The sequence below is a fragment of the Rubrivivax soli genome (assembly GCF_049810355.1).
GTDB lineage: Bacteria > Pseudomonadota > Gammaproteobacteria > Burkholderiales > Burkholderiaceae_C > Rubrivivax.
Genome location: NZ_CP187368.1, coordinates 4,584,304 through 4,606,797 on the forward strand (window position 1 = coordinate 4,584,304; position 22,494 = coordinate 4,606,797).

At 73.0% G+C, this 22,494-nt stretch carries 21 protein-coding genes; 11 read left to right on the forward strand and 10 right to left on the reverse strand.

Features of this window, described 5'->3' with window-relative positions; translation table 11 throughout:
• The first annotated feature begins 142 nt into the window (after positions 1-142).
• The gene (locus tag ACPOLB_RS21065; RefSeq protein ID WP_425258001.1) at positions 143-598 is read left to right on the forward strand and encodes a diguanylate cyclase domain-containing protein; all 456 of its coding nucleotides are present in this window, start codon (positions 143-145) and stop codon (positions 596-598) included.
• 21 nt (positions 599-619) lie between these two features.
• Here ACPOLB_RS21065 and ACPOLB_RS21070 read toward each other — a convergent pair whose 3' ends face one another.
• Together ACPOLB_RS21070 and ACPOLB_RS21075 are read right to left on the reverse strand one after the other, a co-directional pair.
• Complete coding sequence (locus ACPOLB_RS21070; RefSeq protein WP_425258002.1) at positions 620-955, reverse strand: c-type cytochrome; 336 nt, start codon at positions 953-955, stop codon at positions 620-622.
• Positions 955-2,247, reverse strand: a complete 1,293-nt coding sequence (locus ACPOLB_RS21075) for a PQQ-dependent sugar dehydrogenase (RefSeq protein ID WP_425258003.1) — start codon at positions 2,245-2,247, stop codon at positions 955-957. Before ACPOLB_RS21075 ends, ACPOLB_RS21070 begins: the two co-directional genes overlap by 1 nt.
• A gap of 244 nt (positions 2,248-2,491) precedes the next feature.
• Between ACPOLB_RS21075 and ACPOLB_RS21080 the strand changes: the two genes are divergently transcribed.
• Entirely contained in the window at positions 2,492-4,393 is a 1,902-nt protein-coding gene (locus ACPOLB_RS21080; protein ID WP_425258004.1) for a sigma-54-dependent Fis family transcriptional regulator, read from the forward strand.
• Between the two features lie 22 nt (positions 4,394-4,415).
• On the opposite strand, the gene ACPOLB_RS21085 is transcribed toward ACPOLB_RS21080, so the two are convergent.
• Positions 4,416-5,186, reverse strand: a complete 771-nt coding sequence (locus tag ACPOLB_RS21085) for an enoyl-CoA hydratase/isomerase family protein (protein ID WP_425258006.1) — start codon at positions 5,184-5,186, stop codon at positions 4,416-4,418.
• Positions 5,179-6,261, reverse strand: a complete 1,083-nt coding sequence (gene serC, locus ACPOLB_RS21090; RefSeq protein WP_425258007.1) for a 3-phosphoserine/phosphohydroxythreonine transaminase — start codon at positions 6,259-6,261, stop codon at positions 5,179-5,181. Before serC ends, ACPOLB_RS21085 begins: the two co-directional genes overlap by 8 nt.
• A gap of 78 nt (positions 6,262-6,339) precedes the next feature.
• Between serC and ACPOLB_RS21095 the strand changes: the two genes are divergently transcribed.
• Together ACPOLB_RS21095 and ACPOLB_RS21100 are read left to right on the forward strand one after the other, a co-directional pair.
• Positions 6,340-8,553, forward strand: coding sequence for a DUF5916 domain-containing protein (locus ACPOLB_RS21095; RefSeq protein WP_425258008.1), 2,214 nt, complete (start codon positions 6,340-6,342; stop codon positions 8,551-8,553).
• 80 nt (positions 8,554-8,633) lie between these two features.
• Positions 8,634-9,077 carry a universal stress protein gene (locus ACPOLB_RS21100; protein ID WP_425258009.1) on the forward strand — a complete coding sequence of 148 codons (444 nt, stop codon included), beginning with the start codon at positions 8,634-8,636 and terminating at the stop codon, positions 9,075-9,077.
• Positions 9,078-9,105: 28 nt separating this feature from the next.
• On the opposite strand, the gene ACPOLB_RS21105 is transcribed toward ACPOLB_RS21100, so the two are convergent.
• The gene (locus tag ACPOLB_RS21105) at positions 9,106-10,395 is read right to left on the reverse strand and encodes an RNA polymerase sigma factor (protein ID WP_425258010.1); all 1,290 of its coding nucleotides are present in this window, start codon (positions 10,393-10,395) and stop codon (positions 9,106-9,108) included.
• 22 nt (positions 10,396-10,417) lie between these two features.
• Positions 10,418-10,783 carry a YciI family protein gene (locus tag ACPOLB_RS21110; RefSeq protein WP_425258012.1) on the reverse strand — a complete coding sequence of 122 codons (366 nt, stop codon included), beginning with the start codon at positions 10,781-10,783 and terminating at the stop codon, positions 10,418-10,420.
• Positions 10,784-10,870: 87 nt separating this feature from the next.
• On the opposite strand from ACPOLB_RS21110, the gene ACPOLB_RS21115 reads away from it, so the two are divergent.
• Genes ACPOLB_RS21115 through sbcB form a run of 3 tightly spaced genes read left to right on the forward strand, consistent with a single transcriptional unit; the run spans position 10,871 to position 14,149 of the window.
• Entirely contained in the window at positions 10,871-11,542 is a 672-nt protein-coding gene (locus ACPOLB_RS21115; protein ID WP_425258013.1) for a DUF6781 family protein, read from the forward strand.
• Between the two features lie 25 nt (positions 11,543-11,567).
• Positions 11,568-12,701, forward strand: a complete 1,134-nt coding sequence (locus ACPOLB_RS21120) for a beta-ketoacyl-ACP synthase III (protein ID WP_425258014.1) — start codon at positions 11,568-11,570, stop codon at positions 12,699-12,701.
• Positions 12,698-14,149: an exodeoxyribonuclease I gene (sbcB, locus tag ACPOLB_RS21125; RefSeq protein WP_425258015.1), complete on the forward strand. Its 1,452-nt coding sequence runs from the start codon at positions 12,698-12,700 to the stop codon at positions 14,147-14,149. Before ACPOLB_RS21120 ends, sbcB begins: the two co-directional genes overlap by 4 nt.
• A gap of 22 nt (positions 14,150-14,171) precedes the next feature.
• Here the strand turns inward: sbcB and ACPOLB_RS21130 are convergent, their stop codons facing one another.
• Both ACPOLB_RS21130 and ACPOLB_RS21135 read right to left on the reverse strand, forming a co-directional pair.
• The gene (locus tag ACPOLB_RS21130; protein WP_425258016.1) at positions 14,172-14,906 is read right to left on the reverse strand and encodes an HAD family hydrolase; all 735 of its coding nucleotides are present in this window, start codon (positions 14,904-14,906) and stop codon (positions 14,172-14,174) included.
• Positions 14,903-15,841 carry an aminotransferase class IV gene (locus tag ACPOLB_RS21135; RefSeq protein ID WP_425258017.1) on the reverse strand — a complete coding sequence of 313 codons (939 nt, stop codon included), beginning with the start codon at positions 15,839-15,841 and terminating at the stop codon, positions 14,903-14,905. The genes ACPOLB_RS21130 and ACPOLB_RS21135 overlap by 4 nt, the downstream gene beginning before the upstream one ends.
• 137 nt (positions 15,842-15,978) lie before the next feature.
• Between ACPOLB_RS21135 and ACPOLB_RS21140 the strand changes: the two genes are divergently transcribed.
• From ACPOLB_RS21140 to ACPOLB_RS21150, 3 genes are all read left to right on the forward strand, one after another.
• Positions 15,979-16,629 carry a hypothetical protein gene (locus tag ACPOLB_RS21140; RefSeq protein WP_425258018.1) on the forward strand — a complete coding sequence of 217 codons (651 nt, stop codon included), beginning with the start codon at positions 15,979-15,981 and terminating at the stop codon, positions 16,627-16,629.
• A 30-nt stretch (positions 16,630-16,659) separates the two neighbouring features.
• Positions 16,660-17,901, forward strand: coding sequence for an MFS transporter (locus ACPOLB_RS21145; protein ID WP_425258019.1), 1,242 nt, complete (start codon positions 16,660-16,662; stop codon positions 17,899-17,901).
• A gap of 118 nt (positions 17,902-18,019) precedes the next feature.
• Positions 18,020-18,418, forward strand: coding sequence for a hypothetical protein (locus tag ACPOLB_RS21150; RefSeq protein WP_425258020.1), 399 nt, complete (start codon positions 18,020-18,022; stop codon positions 18,416-18,418).
• A gap of 18 nt (positions 18,419-18,436) precedes the next feature.
• Here ACPOLB_RS21150 and ACPOLB_RS21155 read toward each other — a convergent pair whose 3' ends face one another.
• Positions 18,437-19,366, reverse strand: a complete 930-nt coding sequence (locus tag ACPOLB_RS21155; RefSeq protein ID WP_425258021.1) for a succinylglutamate desuccinylase — start codon at positions 19,364-19,366, stop codon at positions 18,437-18,439.
• A gap of 67 nt (positions 19,367-19,433) precedes the next feature.
• Here ACPOLB_RS21155 and ACPOLB_RS21160 point away from each other — a divergent pair, with 67 nt between their 5' ends.
• Positions 19,434-20,162, forward strand: a complete 729-nt coding sequence (locus tag ACPOLB_RS21160; protein ID WP_425258022.1) for a mobilization protein — start codon at positions 19,434-19,436, stop codon at positions 20,160-20,162.
• A 7-nt stretch (positions 20,163-20,169) separates the two neighbouring features.
• Here the strand turns inward: ACPOLB_RS21160 and ACPOLB_RS21165 are convergent, their stop codons facing one another.
• Entirely contained in the window at positions 20,170-22,446 is a 2,277-nt protein-coding gene (locus ACPOLB_RS21165; RefSeq protein ID WP_425258023.1) for a penicillin-binding protein 1A, read from the reverse strand.
• Positions 22,447-22,494: the final 48 nt, after the last annotated feature.

Genomic DNA, 22,494 nt, shown 5'->3' on the forward strand with positions numbered 1-22,494 from the left:
AACAACGATGTCGGGTTTCGCCGCCGGGCTCCGTTGCAAGGGGGGAGGGGCTGCAAGCCGCTGCGGAACAGGGAGGCGACCACGCCGCCGCAGGAGCCCGTGGTCCCTCACCCGACCACCACCACGCCGACACGCACCCACCATGCTGCAGACGCAGGACCCGACCTCCCCGCCGCCCTGTCCCGATCGCCCGTTGCCGCTGCGCGGCGCGCCGCCGCCGCTGCCCGTGGTGGAGCTGGCCGACGCCGACGACTTCCGCCGGCTGGCGCAGCGGCACCTGCTGCGCTGCCGCCGCGACGGCCGGCCGCTGTCGACGTTGATCCTGCAGGCCCATGCCGACCCCGCCGTCGGCGATGCGCAGCGCCAGCAGCTGCTGGCCGAGTGCGCGCGGCGGCTGCGCAGCCGGGTGCGCAGCACCGACGTGGTGGCGTGCTGGCATGGCACGCACTTCGGCGTGCTGCTGCCGCACTGCGAGCCGCAGCACGCCGAAGCCGTGCGGCTGCGGCTGCTGGCCCACGCCGGCGGGCCCTACCGCGTGGGCGCGCAGCTGCTCGCGCTGGACCTGCACGGCGCGGCGATCAGCGTCGCCGCACCGTGAGTGCCTGGGGCGCCGGCGGCGTCAGGGGGCCGTCACCTCGACCTTGATCGCCGCGTACCAGGCCGCGAGGTTGGCGATGTCGTCGTCGCTCAGCCCCTTGGCCATCACCGCCATCACCTCGTGGGCGCGGCGCCCGCTGCGGTAGGCACGCAGCTGCGCGGCGACGTAGATCGCCGGCTGGCCCGCGAGGTTCGGCGCGTCGGGCGCCACCGACACCCCCAGCGCCCCGTGGCACACGGCACAGGCCTGCGCCTTCGCGCGGCCCGCGGCCAGGTCCTGCGCGGCGGCGCCGCCCGCGAGCAGCGCCGCCGCCAGGGCCGGCAGCAGCCGCCCCGGTCCACGCAACGGCCCACGCATCAGGGTGCGCTGTAGGTGATGCGGTAGATGGCGCCGGCGAAGTCGTCGCTGACGAGCAGCGAGCCGTCCTTCATCTGCGCCACGTCCACCGGCCGGCCGCGGTAGATGCCGTTCTCGTCGAGCCAGCCCTCGGCGAAGGTCTCGAGCTTGTCGGCCGTGCCGTCGGCCTTCATCGACACGAACTGGACCAGCGCGCCGCTGGGCTTGGTGCGGTTCCACGAGCCGTGCGCGGCGACGAACACGCCGCCCTGGTACTTCTGCGGGAACATGCGGCCGTTGTAGAAGGCCATGCCCAGCTGCGCCTGGTGCGCCGGGAACTCGACCTGCGGCTTGGTCCACTGCGCCGGCGCGGCCATGCCCTTCAGGTCCGGTGCCGCGGCGGTGCCGGCGATCTGGATGTTGTTGCCGTGGATGAAGGGGTAGCCGAAGTGCTCGCCCGTCTTCGAGACGCGGTTCAGCTCGCCCGGCGGGATGTCGTCGCCCATGCCGTCGGTCTGGTTGTCGGTGAACCAGACCGACTTGTCCTTCGGGTTGATGTCCATGCCCACCGAGTTGCGCACGCCGCGCGCGACCACCTCGCGCTTGGAGCCGTCGAAGGCGTTGAGCTTGATCATGCCGCCGATGCCCAGCTGCTCGTAGAGCGCCACCTTCTCCTTGGGCTGCACGTTGTAGGGCTGGCCCAGCGTGACGTGCAGCATGCCGTCGTCACTGACGCGGCAGGTGCGGGCGCCGTGGTTGTAGCTCTCTTCTTCCACCGGGATCAGCTTGCCCTGCGGCACGACCTCGATCACGGCCACGTCCGGGCCTTCGTAGAAGAACTCGGCGGCCGGGAAGTTCAGCACCCGGTTGTGCTCGGTGACGATGAGGAAGCCGTCGCGCGTCCAGCACACGCCGTTGGGGTTGGTGAACTTCAGACTCGGCGCGAAGGACTTCACCTCGTCGGCGACGCCGTCGCTGTTGCGGTCGGTGACGGCCCAGACCGTGGTCTTGCGCGTGCCCACGAAGAGCATGTTGGTGCTGGGCGCGACCGCCATGTGGCGCGCGTCGGGCACCACGGCGTAGAGGTCGATGCTGAAGCCTGGCGGCAGCTTCACGCGCTTGAGGTTGGCGCGGATCGCGTCGGCGTTGCGGCCGGTCTGCGCCACCATCGGGATGTTCAGGTCGGTGGTCGCGACCTTCATCTGCTTGAGCTTCTCGATGTTGGTCTGCGCGGCGGCAGGCAGCGTGCTCAGCGCCAGCAGGGCGGCGGCGGCGGTCGTGGTCAGCCACGGCGGCGTCGGGATCGGTCGCATCGGGTGTCTCCTCGTGTTGTGCTTCACAGCGCGCCGGTGCTCCGGCGCGCCGGCAGCGTCTGCAATGCACGTACCAGTCGGGGAACACCCGCCCCCGCAGCGGGGCCCGGCGGCGGCGCCCGGCGTGCAGCGGCGAAACAGCGGCGCGCCGATCTGTTCAGAAACGGTGCAGTTGCCGCTGCCCGGGGGGCCTGCTACCGTGCCTCGCACAGCCGACGGACGATCGGCGCCAGGAGACATGCCGATGGACCCGAGCGCCCAGCGCCAGCTGGCCCACGCCCACGCCGTGCGTGCCCGCGGCGCCGCGATGCCGCCCGACGGCCTGCCCGCGCCCGAGCTGCTCGACAGCTGGGTGCGCTGCATGCAGGCCGGGCTGGACCCGGCGCGCGCGCTGCAGGTGCAGGTGCTGGAGGCGGCCGAGTTGCAGCGCCGGCGCGAGCGCAGCGAGGTGGCGCGCCGCCTGGCCCGCGCCGAGCTCGAGACCCTGTCGCAGCAGATCGCGGGCTCGAACTTCCTGCTCGCCTTCGCCGACCGCGAGGGCGTCATCCTGGACCTCTACGCCGACAACCGCTTCTCGATGAGCGACGACGGCGCCGCCATCGTCGCCGGCAGCTGCTGGAGCGAGGCCCTGTGCGGCACCAACGGCCTGGGCACCGCGCTGGCCGCCGGCCGCCCGGTGGCCGTCACCGGGCTGGAGCACTACTTCCTGAGCCTGGGCGACATCTCGTGCACCGCGGCGCCGGTGCACGACGCCGCCGGCGACGTGGTGGGCGTGCTCGACGCCTCGAGCTACTTCGCCTCGCGCCAGCACCACACGCAGGCGCTGGTGCAGATGGCGGCCACGCACATCGAGAACGGCCTGCTGCAGCACCAGATGCGCGGCCACTGGCTGCTGGCGCTGCACCCGCGGCCCGAGTTCCTGGGCACGCTGAGCGCCGGGCTGCTGGCCTTCGACGGCGGCGGCACCCTGCAGGCGCTGAACGCGCGCGCGCGCCAGCTGCTGCAGGGCCTGGAGGCCGGCACCGGCACGGCCTTCGAGGCGCTGTTCGGCGAAGCCTTCGACCTGGTGCTGGCGCGGCTGCAGCGGCAGGGGCCGCAGCGCCTGCGCGACAGCCTGGGCAGCGCGCTGGTGGCGCAGCTGGTCGCCACGCCTGCACGCCAGGCGCCCCGGCGTGCGGCCGTGTCCGCGGCCACGCACCCGACGACCGCACCCGCCACACCGGTCGCACGGGCCGCAGCACCCGCGACAGCGCCGGCTGCCGGCCCGGTGCACGACGACCCGGCCGTGGTGGCCGCCTACCGCCTGGCCGAAGCCGCCGTGCGCCTGCATGTGCCGGTGCTGATCCAGGGCGAGACCGGCAGCGGCAAGGAGGTGCTGGCGCGCCACCTGCACCGCCGCAGCGGGCGCGCCGGCGCGTTCGTCGCCGTGAACTGCGGTGCGCTGCCGGCCGAGCTGATCGAGGCCGAGCTGTTCGGCTACGTGGGCGGCGCCTTCACCGGCGCCCGCCGCGAGGGCAGCGCCGGGCTCATCGCGGGGGCCGACGGCGGCACGCTGCTGCTCGACGAGGTGGGCGAGCTGCCGCTGCCGCTGCAGGCGGCGCTGCTGCGCTTCCTCGACGACCAGGTCGTGCGCCCGGTGGGCGGCACCACGCCGCGGCAGGTCGACGTGCAGCTGCTGGCCGCCACGCATGCCGACCTGGAGGCCGAGGCCGCCGCCCGGCGTTTCCGCAGCGACCTGCTGTACCGGCTGAACACGGTGCGCGTGGACCTGCCGCCGCTGCGCGCGCGGCAGGACTTCCGTGCCGCCGTGCAGGCCACGCTGGCGGCGCTGGATCCGGCCGCGCGCATCGACGACGCCGCCATCGCGCGGCTGGCGCAGCACCGCTGGCCCGGCAACTTCCGCGAACTGCGTTCGGTGCTGACGCGGGCGCTGCTGCAGGCCGCGCAGGCGGGCAGCCCGAGGCTGGACGCGGCGGCCTTGGACGTGCTGCTGCCGGCCGCTGGGCCGGCAGCGGGCTCGGTGCTGCAGCAAGGGGCCAGCGACCTGGTGCGGCGGGCGTTCGAGCGCTGCGGCAGCGTCAGCGAGACGGCGCGTTGCCTGGGCATCTCGCGCACCACGGTGTACCGGCACCTGCGCGCCGGCTGAAGTTGCGGCGCCCGTTGCTGCGTCAGCGGCCCTGGAAGCGCGGCACGCGCTTCTCGGCGAAGGCGGCCACGCCCTCGCGCAGGTCGTCGCTGGCGGCGCACAGCGCCTCGCGTTCTCGCAGGTGGCCGAGCTCGAACTCGCCGCGCGCGATCTCGTTGAGCGACAGCTTCATGCCGCGCAGCGCCAGCGGCGCGCCGGCCTGCAGCGCCGCGACCATGCCTGCGACGGCGCCGTCCAGCGCGTCGGGCGCCACCAGCGCGTCGAGGTAGCCGATGCGCAGCAGCTCGGCCGCGTCCACGCGCTCGGCCAGCAGGAACAGCCGCTTGGCCGCCGGCAGTCCCAGCCGCGACACGTAGCGCTGCAGGCCGCTGGGGTAGTAGTGCAGGCCCAGCCGTGCGGCCGGCATGCGCAGCTCCATGCCGGTGCAGCCGATGCGGAAGTCGCAGGCCAGCGCCAGGTCCGTGGCGCCGCCGTAGACGCCGCCGTTCAGGCGCGCGATGGTGGGCATCGGCAGCGCCTCGACCGCGTCGACCACGTGCTCGAACAGCCGCGGGTCGTCGGCACCGTCGAGTTCGCCCAGGTGGAAGCCGGCGCAGAACGCGCGCCCGCTGCCGGTGAGCACCAGCACGCGCACGCTCTCGTCGTGGCGCAGCGCGGCGCAGTGCGCCTGCAGTGCCTGCAGGTCGGCGCGGTGCAGGCGGTTCAGGTGCTGCGGCCGGTTCAGCCGCAGCGTGGCGACGCCGCCGGGCCCGCGCTCCAGCGTCGGCGTGCCGCCGTCGGCAGCGTCAGCCACGGCGCGCCGCGAACTCGCGCATGTAGTCCACCAGCGCCTGCACGCCTTCGATCGGCATGGCGTTGTAGATCGACGCGCGCATGCCGCCCACGATGCGGTGGCCCTTCAGCTGCACCAGGCCGCGCGCGTCGGCGCCTTGCAGGAAGGCGGCGTCGAGCGCGGGGTCGGCCAGCCGGAACGGCACGTTCATCAGCGAGCGGCAGTCGCGCTGCACCGGGCTCGTGTAGAAGTCCTGGCTGTCGATGTAGTCGTACAGCAGCGCGGCCTTGGCGCGGTTGCGCGCCTCCATGGCCTGCAGGCCGCCCTGGTCCAGGATCCACTGGAACACCAGCCCGGCGATGTACATCGTGTAGGTGGGCGGCGTGTTGTACATGCTGCCGTGCTCGGCCACCACCTGGTAGTCGAACGCGGTGGGCGTGCAGGGCATCGCGTGGCCGATGAGGTCCTCGCGCACGATCACCAGCGTCAGCCCGGCCGGGCCGATGTTCTTCTGCGCGCCGCCGTAGATCAGCCCGTACTTCGAGACGTCCACCGGCCGGCTCAGGATGCTGCTGGACATGTCGGCCACCAGCGGCACGTCGCCCACGTCGGGCGTGAAGTGGTACTCGACGCCGCCGATGGTCTCGTTCGAGCAGATGTGCACGTAGGCCGCGCCGGGGTCGAGCTGCCACGTGCCGCGCGGCGGGACGCGGTCGTAGCCGGTCGCCTCGCTGCTGGCCGCCACGTTCACGCCGCCGTAGCGCCGCGCCTCGGCGATGCTGCGCTGGCTCCAGGCGCCGGTGTCGATGTAGTCGGCACTGGCGTGGCCGCGCAGCATGTTCATCGGCACGATGGCGTTCTCGGCGATGGCACCGCCCTGCATGAACAGCGTCCTGTAGTTCGCCGGCACCGCCAGCAGCCGGCGCAGGTCGGCTTCCACCTGCGCCGCGATGCGCGTGAACTCCTTGCCGCGGTGGCTCATCTCCATCACCGACATGCCCGAGCCCTGCCAGTCCAGCATCTCGGCGGCGGCCTGGCGCAGCACCGGTTCGGGCAGGGCGGCGGGGCCGGCGCTGAAGTTGTAGACGCGCGTCATCGTGGGGGCCTCGGGGGACGTGGAAACGTGGGAGGCCGATTATCCCGGCTGCCGCGGCCGGCCCCACAATGCCGCGCCATGTTGCGACCCCTGCTGACCTGGACGATGGCCTGGCTGGCCCTGGCCGCCCCCCTGGCCCTGCACGCCGAACCCGGCGCGCCGATGCGGGCCGAGCGCCTGCAGCCGGGCGAGGTGCTGCGGCTGGACGGCAGCCTGGCGCACCCGGCCTGGCAGCGCGCGCCGGTGCACGACGGCTTCGTCGAGACCCAGCCCGGCAACGGCGCCGCGCCGGTGCAGGCCACGCAGGTGCAGGTGCTGTTCGACGAACGCGCGCTGTGGGTCGGCATCACGGTGCACGACACCGCGCCCGAGCGCATCCGCGACGTGATCGTGCGCGCCGACCAGGTCAACCGCACGCAGGACTTCGTCGTCGTGTACGTCGACCCCATCGGCAGCCGCCAGGCGGCGCAGTTCTTCCGCGTCAACGCCGCCGGCAGCACGGCCGACGGCCTGCACACCGCGGCCGACGACAGCGAGGACTTCGCGCCCGACTTCGACTGGGACGCCGCCACGCAGCGCACACCCACGGGCTGGACGGCCGTGCTGCGGCTGCCGTTCGCGTCGCTGCGCTTTGCCGAAGGCCCGCAGGACTGGCGCGTCATGGTCGCGCGCCGCCTGCCGCGCGACCAGTTCCACCTGCTGGCGAGCACGCCGATCCCGCGCGACGCGCCCAGCTTCATCGCCACGATGCAGCCGCTGCAGGGCGTGGCGCTGCCCGCGCAGCACGCGTTCCTGACGCTGCGGCCCAGCATCACGCTGCGCACGCGCGACGATGGCCAGGGCGGCCGGCGCAACGACGCCGACACGAGCCTCGACGTGAAGTGGCGCCCGCGTGCCGAACTGGTGGTCGACGCGACGCTGAACCCCGACTTCTCGCAGGTGGCGCTGGACGTGCCGCAGCTCGCCGGCAACACGCGCTTCGCGCTGTCGTTCCCCGAGAAGCGGCCGTTCTTCTTCGAGTCGGCCGACCTGCTGCGCAGCCCGACCGAGGCCTTCTACACGCGCAGCTTCACCGAGCCGCGCTGGGGCCTGCGCGGCACCTGGCGCGGGCCGCTGTGGTCGGGCAGCGGCTTCGTGGTGGACGACCGCGGCGGCGGCATCGTGCTGCTGCCCGGCGCCTACGGCACCGACGCCGTGGCGCAGCCGGGCTCGCGCACGCTGGCGCTGCGGCTGCGCGGCAACCAGGATGCGCTGCAGCTGGGCGCCATCGCCAGCAGCCGCCGCTACGACGACGGCGCCGGCAGCAACGACGTGCTGGGCGCCGATGCCGGCTGGCAGATCGACGGCGCCTGGCGCGCGCGGGCGCAGTGGCTGCACTCCCGCACCGACGCCTTCACGGGCGCCGACAGCACCGCAGCCGGCCCGCAGCAGGACGGCGACCGGCTCTACGGCAAGCTCTGGCGGCTCACCGACGACAGCGAGTTCAACATCGAGCTCGACGACATCACGCGCGGCTTCCGCCAGGACACCGGCTTCGTCGCGCAGGCCGGCGTGCGCCGGGTCAGTGCCTTCGGCAGCCGCACCTGGCGCGGCCTGGGTCCGTTCAACGACTTCGGGCTGAACCTGCTGCTGGAGCACACGCGCGACCGCCGCAGCGGCGAGACCGTGCTGCAGGACTGGCGGCCCGGCCTGTACGCCACCGCGGCACGCAACCTGGAGTGGTGGTTCGAGCTGCATCCGGGGCGGCTGCTGCGCGTGGACGCGGGCCGGCCGCTGCTGCGCGAGCGCTACGTCGAGACGGGCCTGGTGATGACGCCGGCGCGCTGGTTCCCGTTGCTGGAGACCACGCTGGAGAGCGGCCGGCTGGCCGACACCCAGGCCGAGGTCGTGCGGCCGGGCCTGCGCTGGAACACCACCGCCTGGCTGCGCCCGCTGCCGCGGCTGGAACTGGAGCCCAGCGTCTCGGTGGCGTGGCTGAAGCAGGACGGCACCCGCATGTACCGCGAGACCGTGGCGCAGGCGCTGGCGGTGTGGCACTTCGATGCCCGCCACAACCTGCGCGCGATCTGGCAGCGCGTGGCGCTGGACCGCCGCGCCGAGGCGGCCGTGGAGGCACAGCGCGAACGCAGCAGCGTGGGGTCGCTCACCTACACCTGGCGGCACTCGGCCGGCACCTTGCTGTACGTGGGCGCCAGCCGCGCCCGCGCCGGCGATGCACCCGCCGCTACCGAGGCCTTCGTGAAGCTGCAGTTCGACACCGAGGAACTGCGCAGCGCGGTCGCGGGCTCCTGAATGCGGGCTTGAGCTTGGTCAATGCGGCGCCCGGTGCGCTGCCTAGACTGGCCGGCAGACACCCCGAAGGAGAACCCCGCATGTACACCCATCTGCTCGTGCCCGTGGACGGCACCGAACTGTCCGAACGTGCCGCGTTGTCGGCGCTGGAACTGGCGCAGAAGCTGGGCGCCAGGCTCACCGCCTTCGTCGCCGAGCCGATGCCGCCGCTGCCCACGATGGGCAGCAACCCCAGTGTCTACACGCGGGACGCCGATGCCCACCTGGCACGCACCGAGCAGCACGCGCGCGAGGTGCTGGCGCGCTTCGGCAGCAAGGCCCAGGAGGTGGGCGTGCCCTACCAGGGCAAGTTCCTGCGCACCGACGCCGTGGACGACGCCATCGTCGACGCCGCCCGCGAATTCGGCTGCGACATGATCGTCATGGCCACGCACGGCCGCGGCGCCTTCGGCGAACTGCTGTTCGGATCGCACACGAAGAACGTGCTGGCGCGCTGCAAGCTGCCGTTGCTGGTGCTGCACTGACGCTGCACCTGCGCCGTCGCGCAGGTGCTCAGCGTGCCGTGCCGGCCTCGGCAGCCTCGCGGGCCCGCCGCTCCAGCAGCGCGCGTTCGGGCCCGTTGCGTGCCAGCCGCGCCGCGGCCTCGAAGGCGGCGCGGGCCGCGTCGTGGCGGCCCAGCCGGAGCAGCAGGTCGCCGCGCACCGCGGGCAGCCAGTGGTATGGGCGCAGCGCCGGCGGGTCGCCCAGCGCGTCGACCAGCGCCAGCCCGGCTGCCGGGCCGTGCGCCATGCCCACCGCGACGGCGCGGTTGAGTTCCACCACCGGCGACGGCGCCACCTGCGCCAGCGTGCCGTACAGCGCGGCGATGCGCGCCCAGTCGGTGTCCTCGGCCCGCGCCGCGCGCGCATGGCAGGCGGCGATGGCGGCCTGCAGCGCATAGGGCAGGGCCGCGCCGCCCAGCGCCTCGGCACGCGCCAGCGCCTCCAGGCCGCGGCCGATCAGCGCCTGGTCCCAGCGCGCGCGCTGCTGCTCCAGCAGCAGCACCGGCTGGCCCTGCGCGTCCAGCCGCGCGGCATTGCGCGAGGCCTGCAGCTGCATCAGCGCCAGCAGGCCGTGCACCTCGCTCGCGTCGGGCGCCAGGCCGGCCAGCACGCGGCCCAGGCGCAGCGCGTCGTCGCACAGCGCCGGGCGCAGCCAGTCGCTGCCGCTGGTGGCGGTGTAGCCCTCGTTGAAGATCAGGTAGATCACTTCCAGCACCGACCCCAGGCGCGCCTGCAGCTCGGCCGGCGGCGGCAGCTCGAACGGCACCTGCGCGGCCGCCAGCGTGCGCTTGGCGCGCACGATGCGCTGTGCCACGGTGGGCTCGGGCACGAGGAAGGCGCGAGCGATCTCGGCCGTGCTCAGCCCGCCCAGCAGCTTCAGCGTCAGCGCCAGCCGGGCCTCGGTGCCGAGCACCGGGTGGCAGGCGCAGAAGATCAGCCGCAGCAGGTCGTCGCCGATGTGGTCGGCGCGGCGCGCGTCGAGGCTGTCGACGAAGTCGGGCACGACCAGCGCCTGCCGCGCCTCGAGGTCGGCGCCGATCTCCTCGTGCTTGCGCGCCTGCATCTGCAGGTGGCGCAGGTGGTCCAGCGCGCGGTGCTTGGCGGTGGTCATGAGCCAGGCGCCCGGGTTGTCGGGCACGCCGCCGCGCGGCCAGTGCTCCAGCGCGGCCACCAGCGCGTCCTGCGCCAGTTCCTCGGCCAGGCCGATGTCGCGCACCAGGCGCGCGACGCCGGCGACGATCTTGGCCGACTCGACACGCCAGACCGCCGCCACGGCGGCGTGGGGGGTGGCGACGCTCACCTGCTGCAGGCCGCGGAGCCGGTCAGGCCGGGCCGTCGTCGAAACACGGTCCCAGGCCGCGCACTTCCACCGTGCACCAGGCGGCTGCGGGGCAGTCGGCGGCGATCGCGACGGCCTCGTCGCGGCTGGCCACGTCGACGAGGAAGAAGCCGCCGATCATCTCCTTGGCCTCGGCGAAGGGGCCGTCGAGCAGCTGGGTGCTGCCGCCGCGCACCTGCACGCGGGTGGCGCGTGCGTGCGACTGCAGCGACTCCACCGCGCGCAGCACGCCGCGCTGCTGCAGGCCTGCGGCGAAGCGCTGCATCTGCGCATACACCTCGGGGCCTTCGGCGGCACTGCGGGTGCCGCGCTGTTCGGGCGGCTCGATGATCAGCAGCATGAATTGCATGCGCCGCACTGTAGTGCAGCCGCGCCTTGCCGAGCCAGCCCCACGGTGCCACCATCGTGGCTGCCCCATCCAACCCCGAGGACCCCCATGGCCAAGCCGATGATCGACCCCGAAGCCCTGGTCGCACTGTTCGAGACCGCCACCGCCACGCAGGGCGCGCAGCTGAAGAAGGCCGTGAGCGATGCCACGCTGGCCGCGCTGCAGGGCCGCGAGCTGACGCTGAAGAACATCCGCCAGGCGCTGAAGACGGTGTCCGAGGCGGCCAGCCTGGGTGCGGCGAAGAACGCCGCGCCGGGGCTGGACCCCGAGACCCTGCTCGACACCGCGGTGGCCGGCATGGACGAGGCCATGGTCAAGGCCGTCGACGCCAACCGCGTGGCGCTGCAGCAGCTGGTGGCGCAGGGCGCCGACCTGCGCGAGAAGCACCTGAAGAAGGCGCTGGACGACCTGGACAAGTTCGAGGACACGCTGTTCGCCAGCCTGAAGAAGACGGCCGCCGGCGCCGGCGCGCCGCTGGCCGGCGCCTGGGGCCAGGTGCTCGAGAAGTTCCAGGCCGGCGGCACGCTCTCGGGTGCGCAGGCCACGATGACGGCCGAGCAGATGGCCGAGCAGATGCAGTCGGCCATGCGCAGCACGCGCGCGGCCTCGATGCGCGCCGCGCAGGCCATGGCCGAGAGCTACACGGCGATGGTCAGCGGCGTGCTGATCGGCATGTCCGAAGCCATGGCGACTGCGCGATCTCCCGCAAGGAAGAAGTGAATCCCGGCGCCTACACTCGGCGCCCATGAAAAACGCCGTCCTCTCCGGCACCGGCTTGTACCGGCCGCCGCACGTCATCACCAATGCCGAGCTGGTGCAGGCCTTCAACGCCTACGCCGACCTGCAGAACGCGCAGCACGCCGACCGCATCGCCGCCGGCGAACTGCCGGCGATGGTGCATTCCAGCGTCGAGTTCATCGAGAAGGCCTCGGGCATCCGCCAGCGCTACGTGCTCGACAAGGACGGCGTGCTCGACCCCACGCGCATGAAGCCGCGTTTCGCGCCGCGGCCCGACGAGGCGCTGTCGCTGATGGCCGAGATCGCGGTGGCCGCGGGCCGCGAGGCCATCGCCGCCGCCGGCAAGCAGCCGGACGAAGTCGACGCGGTGCTGTGCGCGGCCGCCAACATGCAGCGCGCCTACCCGGCGATGGCCTGCGAGATCCAGGCGGCATTGGGCTGCGGCGGCTACGGCTTCGACATGAACGTGGCCTGCTCGTCGGCCACCTTCGCCATCGAGCAGGCCGTGAACGCGGTGCGCACCGGCAGCGCGCGCTGCGTGCTGGTGGTGAACCCCGAGATCACCTCGGCGCACCTCGAATGGCGCGACCGCGACTGCCACTTCATCTTCGGCGACGTCTGCACCGCCGTCATCGTCGAGGCCGAAGACACCGCCACCGGCGCCGACCGCTGGCAGGTGCTGGGCACGAAGCTGGTCACGCAGTACTCGAACAACATCCGCAACAACGCCGGCTTCCTGAACCGCTGCGAGGACACCGACCCCGACGCGCGCGACAAGACCTTCCGCCAGGAAGGCCGCAAGGTCTTCAAGGAGGTGGTGCCGATGGCCGCCGAGCACATCGAGCAGCACCTGCACACGCTGGGCTTCGAGCCGACGCAGGTGCGCCGCTTCTGGCTGCACCAGGCCAACCTGGGCATGAACCAGCTGGTGCTCAAGCGCCTGGTGGGCCAGGACGTGGGCGACGACCTCGCGCCCATCATCCTGAGCGAGTACGCCAACACCGCGTCGGCCGGCTCCATCATCGCGTTCCACGAGCACCATGCCGACCTGCAGGCCGGCGACCTGGGCGTGATCTGCTCGTTCGGCGCCGGGTACTCGGTGGGCAGCGTGGTGTTGCGGCGCGTCGGGGCCGGCCGGTGAGCGACACCACGTTCTACTGGCACGACTACGAAACCTTCGGCCGCGTGCCGCGCCGCGACCGGCCGGCGCAGTTCGCCGGCGTGCGCACCGACGCCGAGCTGAACGAGATCGGCGAGCCCGCCAACTGGTTCTGCCAGCCTGCGCCCGACTTCCTGCCCGACCCCGAGGCCTGCCTGCTCACCGGCATCCTGCCGCAGCAGGCGCTGGCGCAGGGCATGGCCGAACACGCGTTCGCGGCGCAGGTCCTGGGCGTTCTGGGCGCGCCGGGCACGATCGGCGTCGGCTACAACAGCATCCGCTTCGACGACGAGGTCACGCGCTTCCTGTTCTGGCGCAACCTGATCGACCCCTACGGCCGCGAATGGCAGAACGGCTGCAGCCGCTGGGACCTGCTCGACGTGGTGCGCTGCTGCTGGTCGCTGCGGCCCGAGGGCATCGAGTGGCCCGTGCACCAGGGCGGCGAGATGGCGGGCCGCCCGAGCTTCAAGCTCGAGCACCTCACGGCCGCCAACGGCCTGGCCCACGACGCCGCGCACGACGCGCTGTCCGACGTGCGCGCCACCATCGCGCTGGCGCGGCTGGTCAAGACGGCGCAGCCACGGCTGTGGGACTTCTGCCTGAAGCTGCGCCACAAGGACGCGGTGCGGGCCGAGATCGGTGTCAACCGGCCGTTCATCCACCTGTCGGGCATGTACCCGGTGGAGCGTGGCTGCATGGCGATGGTGTGGCCGCTGGCGCCGCACCCGACGAACAAGAACGAGCTCATCGTCTGGGATCTCGCGCACGACCCGGCCGAGCTGGCGACGCTGGACGCCGCCACCGCGCAGCAGCGCCTGTACACGCGCGCCGACGCGCTGCCCGAGGGCGTGGCGCGGTTGCCGGTGAAGACCATCCACATCAACAAGTCGCCGGTGGTCATCGGCAACCTGAAGACGCTGGGCCCGGCGCAGCAGCGCTGGGGCATCGACATCGACCAGGCGCTGCGCCATGCCGAGCGCGCCGCCGCCTTCGGCCGCACGCTCGACCCGCTGTGGGCGCAGGTGTTCGCGCGCGCGCCCGCCGAGCGCGAACCCGACGTCGACGAAGACCTGTACGGCGGCTTCGTCGGCAACGACGACCGGCGCCAGCTCGAACGGCTGCGGGCCCTGTCGCCCGAGGCGCTGGCGGCCAAGCGCCCGGCCTTCGACGATGCCCGCCTCGACGAGCTGCTGTTCCGCTACCGCGCGCGCAACTTCCCCGCCACGCTCGACGCCGAAGGGCAGCAGCGCTGGCAGCAGCACTGCCGCGACCGGCTGCACGACGGTGCCGGTGGCGGGCTCACGCTGGCAGCGTATTTCGAGCGCATCGACACGCTGGCGCAGGCCGCCGACGAACGCGGCGACGAACGCGCGCAGGAGCTGCTGGCGGCGCTGTACGACTACGCGGAAGGCATCGCCCCAGACGCCTGATCCGACGCCTGAACCAGGCGCTTCAGGCCGCGTGCTGCAGCAGCGCCTCGTAGGCGCCGCGGCACGCGTCGGCCGCCCGCGCGGCGTCGCCCTGCAGCGCCACCTGGCGCTCGCGCCAGGGCTCGAAGCCGGTGGACTGCCACACGGCCGCGTACCAGTGCGGCGCCCACACGCCGTCGCTGGCGCGCGGACCCGGCGGCCACGCCAGCATGCGGTCGGTGAAGGCGATGCCCAGCCGCGTGCACAGGCCTTGCAGCTGCGTGCGCGGGTCGCGCAGGAAACGTTCGGCATCCAGCACCGGCGGCGCGTGGCCCAGGCGCTGCGCCACGGCGTCGAACAGCGCGGCCTGCTGCAGCAGCCCGATGTCGGCCGCCACCACGCAGGCGCGCGACTTCACGTAGCTGGCCACCACCAGCGCCGGGTCGCGGATCAGGAACACGTTGACCAGGCCGTGCACCCAGCCGGTGTCCATGCCCGGCAGCAGGTGGTGCGTCATGTGCTTCTGGTACCACAGCGGCTGGCCGCCGGGCGCAGGGCCGGTGGTCAGCGCCGCCACCACGCGGCGCCAGTCGGTGTCGCCCGCGGCGATGACCTCGTCGCGGCCCGGGTGGTCGAACTGCGTCGCGTGCAGGTAGTGCGCGTACAGGGGCTCGTCGCTGACGGCGCAGTCGCCGCGGTGTTCCCAGGCCCGCATCATCGCGGTGCTGATGTTGCGTGGCCCGCTCCAGGCCGCGATGCGCAGCGGCGGTGCCGTCATGCCGCGGCCCGCCGCGCTGCCTGAGCGGCGACGTCGCGCGCCACCAGGTCCTTGTAGAGCCCCTGCAGGCGCTGCACCATCGGCCCGGGCAGCGTGTCGCCCAGCGTGCGGCCGTCGACGCTGCGCACCGGCGCCACGCCGGCGAAGGTGCCGGTGACGAAGGCCTCGTCGGCGCCGTAGACCTCGGTCAGGCTGAAGTTCTTCTCGCGCGCCGGGATGCCCGCCTCGGCACACACGCGCAGCACGTTGCTGCGCGTGATGCCGCCCAGGCAGTAGTCGCCGCTGCTGGTCCACACCTCGCCGCGGCGCACGATGAAGAAGTGCGTGCTGTTGCAGGTGGCGACGAAGCCGTGCGGGTCGAGCATCAGCGCTTCGTCGGCGCCGGCGGTGTACGCCTGGATGCAGGCGGTGATGCAGTTCAGCTTGCTGTGGCTGTTGAGCTTGGGGTCCTGCACGTCGGGGAACCCGCGGCGCACGTGCACGGTGAAGAGCGTGAGCCCCTGCGCCAGCGTCTCGGGCTTGGCGAGCTTGAACTCGGGGATGATGACGATGGTGGCCGGCCCCACCGTGACGCGCGGGTCCTGGTAGGGCGTGCGCTTGACGCCGCGCGTCACCATCAGCCGCACGTGCACGCCGTCGTGCATGCCGTTGGCCGCCAGCGTGTCATACAGCGCCTGCGTCAGCTGCGCGCGGCTCAGGCCGATGTCCAGCGCGATGGCCTTCGCACCTTCCCAGAGGCGGTCGAAGTGCTCGCGCAGGAAGGCCGGGTGGCCGCCCACCACGCGCAGGCCTTCCCACACGCCGTCGCCGAGCACGAAGCCGCTGTCGAACACCGAGACCACGGCCTCGTCGCGGTGCCTGAGCTGCCCGTTCACCCAGATGCGGATGTCGGCGTTGCGCGGGTCGTCGTGGAATTCGTGGATGCTTTGCGCCATCACGGCAGTCTAGCGGCGCGGTTTGATCTGGAGCACGGCGGCCCGCAGCCCGCGGCGTAGATTGAAAGCGCCGGCGGACGACAAGCGGTCAGCATCCAGCGGGCCCCCGCCTGGCGCGCACCACGACAGGAGACACCATGCCGGCCCGACCCCTTCCCCTGCCTGCCCTGCTGATCACGGCGGCCGCCGCGGCCACGCTGGGCGCGGGCTGCGCCACGGCGCCGCCCGCAGGCAACCGCATCGCGGCACCCCCGATGGGCACCGTGACCACCTACCACCGCAAGAGCTCGGGCAGCCTGGGCGACTTCGACGGTCGCGTCGTCTGGACCCACGCGGCCGGCAGCTGGCAAGGCAGGCCGATGGTGGCCTTCGGCTCGGCGCAGGGCACCTCGCTGCACGACCCGCAGAGCTTCGCGCTGGTGGCCAGCCTGGGCGCGACAGGGCAGCCGCTGGCGTCGTACGACCCGCCGATCGACTACGCCTGGCCGCTGCAGGTCGGCAAGACCTGGACCGCGTCCACCACCGTCACGCAGCACCCCGCGGGCCGCACCGTGCCGCTGACCACCACGTACAGGGTCGAGTCCTGGGGCGACGTCACCGTGCCTGCGGGCACCTTCAAGGCCTACAAGCTCGTGTGGAGCAACAACTTCGGCGAGGTCGAGACACGCTGGGTCGGCGTCGCCGACGGCATCGCCACCGTGAAGCGCCATGTCGAGCGGCCGGCCACGCACCCGCAGGGCGCGGGCGTGCTCGACGCCGAACTGCTGTCGGTACAAGCCCCGCGCTGACATGGTGGCAGGCCACGCGACAATGTCGCGATGGCCGCCACTGCCGTGCACCTTGCCGATTCCCGCTACGCCTGGATGCGCCTGGCGGTGACGCTGGTGCTGATGACGATCGGCAGCGCCGCGATGTACGTGGTGGCGGTGGTGCTGCCGGCGGTGCAGGCCGAGTTCGGCGTCGCGCGCGCCGATGCCTCGCTGCCCTACACCGCGATGATGGTCGGCTTCGGGCTCGGCGGCCTGTTCATGGGCCGGCTCGCCGACCGTTTCGGCGTGATGCTGCCCATCTGCATCGGCGCCGCAGGGCTCGGGCTCGGCTTCGTGGCCGCGGGCCTGTCGGGCGGCATCGTCGGCTTCTCGCTCGCCCACGGCCTGCTGCTGGGCTTCTTCGGGGCCTCGGCCACTTTCGGGCCGCTGGTGGCCGACACCTCGCTGTGGTTCGTGCAGCGGCGCGGCATCGCGGTGGCCATCTGCGCCAGCGGCAACTATGTCGCCGGGGCCGTCTGGCCGCCCATCGTGCAGCACTTCGTCGAGACCGAAGGCTGGCGCGCCACCTACGTGGGCCTGGGCATCTTCTGCGCCGTGACGCTGCCGCTGCTGGCGCTGTGCATGCGCACGCGGCCACCCGCGGCGGTGGCGGGCGTGGCGCGCGCGGCCGGCGTGGGCGTGAGCGACCGGCCGTTCGGGCTGGGGCTGAACCAGGCGCAGGTGCTGCTGTGCATCGCCGGCGTGGCCTGCTGCGTGGCGATGTCGATGCCGCAGGTGCACATCGTGGCCTATTGCACCGACCTCGGCTTCGGCGCCGCGCGCGGCGCCGAGATGCTGAGCCTGATGCTGGCCTGCGGCATCGTCAGCCGGCTGGTCTCGGGGCTGATCTGCGACCGCATCGGCGGCCTGGCGACGCTGCTGCTGGGCTCGGTGCTGCAGGGGCTGGCGCTGCTGCTGTTCCTGCCTTTCGACGGGCTGGTGTCGCTGTACGTGATCTCGGCGCTGTTCGGGCTGTTCCAGGGCGGCATCGTGCCCAGCTACGCGATCATCGTGCGCGAGCACTTCCCGCCCGCCGAGGCCGGCGCGCGCGTCGGCGCGGTGCTGATGGCCACGTTGTTCGGCATGGCGCTGGGCGGCTGGATGTCGGGCAAGGTCTTCGACCTCACCGGCTCGTACCAGGCGGCCTTCGTCAACGGCATCGGCTGGAACCTCGTCAACCTCGGCATCGTGCTGCTGCTGGTGGTGCTGGCGCGGCGGCGCGCGGCGGCCGGAGCGGCTGCCGCGGCCTGAGTTCCGCCCCGATTGTTCATGTCAGTGCAATGACGCATTGCCTGCCCGGCGCTTTTTCGCAAGCAGGGGGAACCCTAAAGTCTGGTCCATCGCAACACGTCATTGAAGGACAGACACCATGAACACCCGCAAGCTCCAAGCCGCCCTCTTCGCCGCTGCCACGCTGGTGGCCGGCAGCGCCTTCGCCGATGGCGCCGAGTACGAGTATCCGCAGCCCATCACCTCCAGCGTCAGCCGCGCCGAGGTGCGTGCCCAGGTCACCGAGCGCCAGGCCGCCGTGGCGCAGGACGAATTCGCCCGCAACCAGTACGCGCAGAGCGAGCTGGCCCCGTCGAACCTGCTGCGCGTGCAGGTCGTGGCCGAAGCGCGTGAAGCGCGCCGCCTGGGCCTGATCGCCGAAGGCGACAGCCCGATCCCGGTGCCGACCGCGGGCCAGAGCGAGCAGATCCGCATGGCGGGCATCGCTGCCGTCAACGAGCGCGTGGCCGCCGCCAAGGGCGCGACCCAGCAGCGCTGAGCGGCCGTCGGCCGGTCTTCAGGCCACGGGCCGCGCGAGGTACACGCCTTCGCGGCCCACGACGGGCCGGCGCGTGGGCATCAGCACCGTGCAGTCCGCGCACGGCGCGCGCACCTCGGTGCTGCCGTCGGTGGCGATGAGTTCGCCGTCGGCGAAGACCTCGAAGCCCTGCAGCGGCCGCGTGAAGCGGAACTCCGGCGTCTGGACGACCCAGGTCTGCAGCAGCTCGTAGCGCTGCTGCGGGCCGGGCGCCGGGCGCTCGCGCGCGATCAGGCCGAAGTGCGCCAGGAAGTCCAGCGCGACCTCGGTGGCGAGTTCGCCGCTGGCACGCCGGAAGTGGCCGCCGCACTCGGCGACCAGCGCCACACCGTGGTGCCCGGCGTCGCCGTGGCGGCCGTGCTGGATCAGCGGCGTGCCCGACCCCAGCCCTTGCGGCATCACCAGGTGCACCGCCGGCCGGCCCAGCGCCAGCGCGACGGCGCCGTTGCGCGCGTACGCCGGGTAGACCCAGAACGGCTGCACGTCGGTCGCGGTGGAGTGGATGTCGAGGATGTGGTCGGCCGCCGCCACCACCGGCCGCAGCGCGCGGGCGCGGCGCAGCTCGGGGCTGTCCTCGCTGCCGTCGAGCCACGCATCCGACCAGATGCGGTTCATGTTGTGCACCAGCTGGCGGCTCTCGAGCGGCCGGCTCGCGTCGAAGCTCTCGTAGGCCTCGACGTTGGCGAAGCTCACGGTGAGCGTGCCGATGCGCGGCCGCACGCCGCTGTCCAGCAGGTGCGTGGCCGCGACCATGCCGCAGAACTCGTTGCCGTGCGTCAGCGCGTTCACCAGCACGTGCGGGCCCGGCCGGCCGCTGTCGAAGCGGTGCACGTAGGGCACGCCGGTGTTGCCGGCGCGGTAGGCCGACAGGTCACGGGGCAGCAGTTCGAACGGCGTGGTCGTGGTCATGTCGGTGGGGTGCGGTGCGGAGCGGGAATGTTAGGCGCTGCGGCGCAGCGTTGGCACAATGGCCGCCATGGAAAACGTCCCCACCCTGGAAACCGCGGCCGTCTCGAAGATCCACCTGATCGGCGGCGAAAAGGGCGGCGTCGGCAAGTCGATGGTGGCGCGGCTGCTGGCGCAGTACTTCATCGACCAGAAGATGCCCTTCGTCGGCTTCGACACCGACCGCTCGCACGGCGCGCTGATGCGCTTCTATGCCGACTTCGCGTCGCCGGCGCTGGTCGACAGCTACGAGGCGCTGGACAACATCATGGAAGCCGCGGTCGAGGAACCCGGCCGGCGCGTGCTGGTGGACCTGGCGGCGCAGACCCACGAACCGCTGGTGAAGTGGATGGACGAGTCGGGCGTGCTCGACATGGCCGACCTCTCGGGCATCGGCCTGTACCACTGGCACGTGATGGACAGCGGCCGCGACAGCGTCGACCTGCTGCAGCGCCTGCTCGACCGCTTCGGCCAGCGCGTGCACTACGTGCTGGTGAAGAACGAGCTGCGCGGCGACGACTTCGGCCAGCTCGAACGCTCGGGCCAGCTCGAACGTGCGCTCGGCCTGGGCGCGCAGATCGTCGAGGTCAAGCGCCTGCACGACGCCGTGGTGCAGAAGATCGACGCGCGCAACGCCAGCTTCTGGTCGGCGCGCAACAACACCGCGATCGACGGGCCGGGCCTGGGCCTGATGGAGCGCCAGCGACTGAAGCTGTGGCTGGCGCACGCCTTCGACGAGATCGCGGCGGTCGATCCCTGAGCCGCGTTCAGCGCGGCGGCTCGCCCGTCTCGGGCAGCGGCTCCGCATCGCCGATGTGCGTGACCGGCGGCGTGTCGGCCCACTCTTCGTAGCGCCAGCTGCCATCCACCAGCACCAGGCCCGGCGGTGCGGGCGGGTCGGCCAGTGGCAGGGTGCGCAGCACCGGGGCCATCGCACCGATCCAGATCGGCAGCGCCAGTCCTCCGCCCGATTCGCCCTGGCCCAGGCTGCGCGGTTGCGCGTGCCCCATCCACGCCACCGCCACCATGCCGGGCTGGAAGCCGGCGAACCAGGCGTCGACCGCGTCGTTGGTGGTGCCCGTCTTGCCGTACAGGTCGCCGCGCCGCAGCGTGGCCTGCACGCGCGCGGCGGTGCCGCTGCGCGTCACCTCGGCCAGCAGGCTGTTGACGACGAACACGTTGCGCGCCGGCACCGCGCGCTGCGGCGCCGGTGGCGGTGCCTCGAAGAGCACGCGGCCCTGCGCGTCGCTGATGCGTTCCACCACCACCGGCGCCACACGCAGGCCGCCGTTGGCGAGCACCGCGTAGGCGCTGGCCAGCTGCAGCGGCGTGGTGCTGCCCGCGCCGAGTGCCAGCGTGAGGTTGGCCGGCTGGCGCGACGCGTCGAAGCCGAAGCGTGCGACCCAGCTGCGCGTGGCGGCGATGCCGGTGTGCTGCAGCAGCCGGATGCTGGCCAGGTTCTTCGACCGTGCCATCGCCTCGCGCACGGTGATCGGGCCGTCGAACTGGCCGTCGCTGTTCTGCGGCGACCAGCCGCCGTTCTCGCCTGCCGGCCAGGGCAGGTCGTCGACCAGCGTGTCGGGCGCGACGCCGGCCTCGATGGCTGCGGAATAGACAAACGGCTTGAAGGCCGAACCCGGCTGTCGCCAGGCCTGCGTGGCGTTGTTGAACGGGCGGCGGCCGAAGTCGAAGCCGCCCACCAGCGCACGCACGCGGCCATTGGCCGGGTCCAGTGCGACATAGGCGCCGTCGGCCTGCGGCCACTGCGCGACGGCCCAGCGCCCGCCGGGCTGCTGCAGCACGCGGATCACGGCGCCACGGCGCAGCGCCAGGGCCTGCGGCGCGCCAGGCCGCAGGCCCGGCGCGGCGCGCCGCAGGCCGGCGGCGTCCACCGTGAGCACGTCGCCGTTGGCGAGCTGCGCGCGCAGCTGCTGCGGCGCGGCCGACAGCACCACGGCCAGGCGCAGGTCCTCGTCGTCGACGTGTTCCTTCAGCGCCAGCGCCACCGCGTCGTCGACGGCCTCGCCATCGCCGGCGGGCAGCGGCACCTGGTCCTCGGGGCCGCGCCAGGGCTGGCGCGCCTCGTGCGCCAGCACGCCGCGGCGCAGCGCCGCGTGCGCCGCCTGCTGGTCGGCCGCGCGCAGCGCGGTGACGACGCGGATGCCTTCGGTGTAGGTCTTCTCGCCCAGGCGCTCGTACACCGCCAGCCGCGCCATCTCGGCCACGTGCTGTGCCTGCACCTCCACGCTGCCCGGCGGGCGGATGCGCAGCACCTGTGCGGCGGCGCGGTCGCGCGTGGCGGCATCGATCAGGCCGACGTCGCGCATGCGGCCCAGCACCACGCGCTGGCGGCGCTGGGCGCGTTCCAGGTTGGCCACCGGGTTGGCGCGGTTGGGGTTCTGCGGCAGTCCGGCCAGCAGCGCGGTCTCGGCCAGGTCCAGCTCGGCCAGCGACTTGCCGAAATAGGTCTGCGCCGCGGCGCCGAAGCCGTAGCTGCGCTGGCCGAGGTAGATCTGGTTCAGGTACAGCTCGAGGATCTGGTCCTTGGACAGGCGGCGCTCCATCTCCAGCGCCAGCAGGGCTTCCTTGATCTTGCGTTCGGGCGTGCGCCGGGTCGACAGGAAGAAGGTGCGCGCCACCTGCTGCGTGATGGTGCTGGCACCCTGCGGCATGCCGCCGGTGGCGTTGGCCCACAGCGCACGCAGCACGCCGCGCAGGCTGATGCCACCGTGTTCGCGGAAGCCGGTGTCCTCGACCGCCAGCACCGCGTCCTGCAGCTGGCGCGGCACCTGGTGCAGCGGCACGTACAGCCGCCGCTCGCTGCCGAACTGCGCGATCTCCACGCCGTCGGACGTGAACACCTGCAGGTGCTGGCGCGGCTTGTAGTCCAGCACCTTGTCCAGCGGCGGCAGCTGCCACGCGTACCAGGCCACCAGGGCGACCAGCAGCACGCCGGCACCGCCGGCCACGGCCGCGGCGCCCCAGCCGATGCGGCGCCAGGGCCATTGCCGCCAGGGCGGGGGGCGCCAGCCGGCGACGTTCACTGGGTCACCCTCCGCGCGGCGTGCGCCGGGATGCGCGCTTGGGAACGG

Excerpts from the sequence above, each read along its gene's own strand:
- ACPOLB_RS21065 (WP_425258001.1), top strand. The coding sequence starts at position 143 with ATGCTGCAGACGCAGGACCCGACCTCCCCGCCGCCCTGTCCCGATCGC.
- ACPOLB_RS21070 (WP_425258002.1), bottom strand. The coding sequence starts at position 955 with ATGCGTGGGCCGTTGCGTGGACCGGGGCGGCTGCTGCCGGCCCTGGCG.
- ACPOLB_RS21075 (WP_425258003.1), bottom strand. The coding sequence starts at position 2,247 with ATGCGACCGATCCCGACGCCGCCGTGGCTGACCACGACCGCCGCCGCC.
- ACPOLB_RS21080 (WP_425258004.1), top strand. The coding sequence starts at position 2,492 with ATGGACCCGAGCGCCCAGCGCCAGCTGGCCCACGCCCACGCCGTGCGT.
- serC (WP_425258007.1), bottom strand. The coding sequence starts at position 6,261 with ATGACGCGCGTCTACAACTTCAGCGCCGGCCCCGCCGCCCTGCCCGAA.
- ACPOLB_RS21095 (WP_425258008.1), top strand. The coding sequence starts at position 6,340 with ATGTTGCGACCCCTGCTGACCTGGACGATGGCCTGGCTGGCCCTGGCC.
- ACPOLB_RS21100 (WP_425258009.1), top strand. The coding sequence starts at position 8,634 with ATGTACACCCATCTGCTCGTGCCCGTGGACGGCACCGAACTGTCCGAA.
- ACPOLB_RS21110 (WP_425258012.1), bottom strand. The coding sequence starts at position 10,783 with ATGCAATTCATGCTGCTGATCATCGAGCCGCCCGAACAGCGCGGCACC.
- ACPOLB_RS21115 (WP_425258013.1), top strand. The coding sequence starts at position 10,871 with ATGGCCAAGCCGATGATCGACCCCGAAGCCCTGGTCGCACTGTTCGAG.
- ACPOLB_RS21120 (WP_425258014.1), top strand. The coding sequence starts at position 11,568 with ATGAAAAACGCCGTCCTCTCCGGCACCGGCTTGTACCGGCCGCCGCAC.
- ACPOLB_RS21130 (WP_425258016.1), bottom strand. The coding sequence starts at position 14,906 with ATGACGGCACCGCCGCTGCGCATCGCGGCCTGGAGCGGGCCACGCAAC.
- ACPOLB_RS21135 (WP_425258017.1), bottom strand. The coding sequence starts at position 15,841 with ATGGCGCAAAGCATCCACGAATTCCACGACGACCCGCGCAACGCCGAC.
- ACPOLB_RS21140 (WP_425258018.1), top strand. The coding sequence starts at position 15,979 with ATGCCGGCCCGACCCCTTCCCCTGCCTGCCCTGCTGATCACGGCGGCC.
- ACPOLB_RS21145 (WP_425258019.1), top strand. The coding sequence starts at position 16,660 with ATGGCCGCCACTGCCGTGCACCTTGCCGATTCCCGCTACGCCTGGATG.
- ACPOLB_RS21150 (WP_425258020.1), top strand. The coding sequence starts at position 18,020 with ATGAACACCCGCAAGCTCCAAGCCGCCCTCTTCGCCGCTGCCACGCTG.
- ACPOLB_RS21155 (WP_425258021.1), bottom strand. The coding sequence starts at position 19,366 with ATGACCACGACCACGCCGTTCGAACTGCTGCCCCGTGACCTGTCGGCC.
- ACPOLB_RS21160 (WP_425258022.1), top strand. The coding sequence starts at position 19,434 with ATGGAAAACGTCCCCACCCTGGAAACCGCGGCCGTCTCGAAGATCCAC.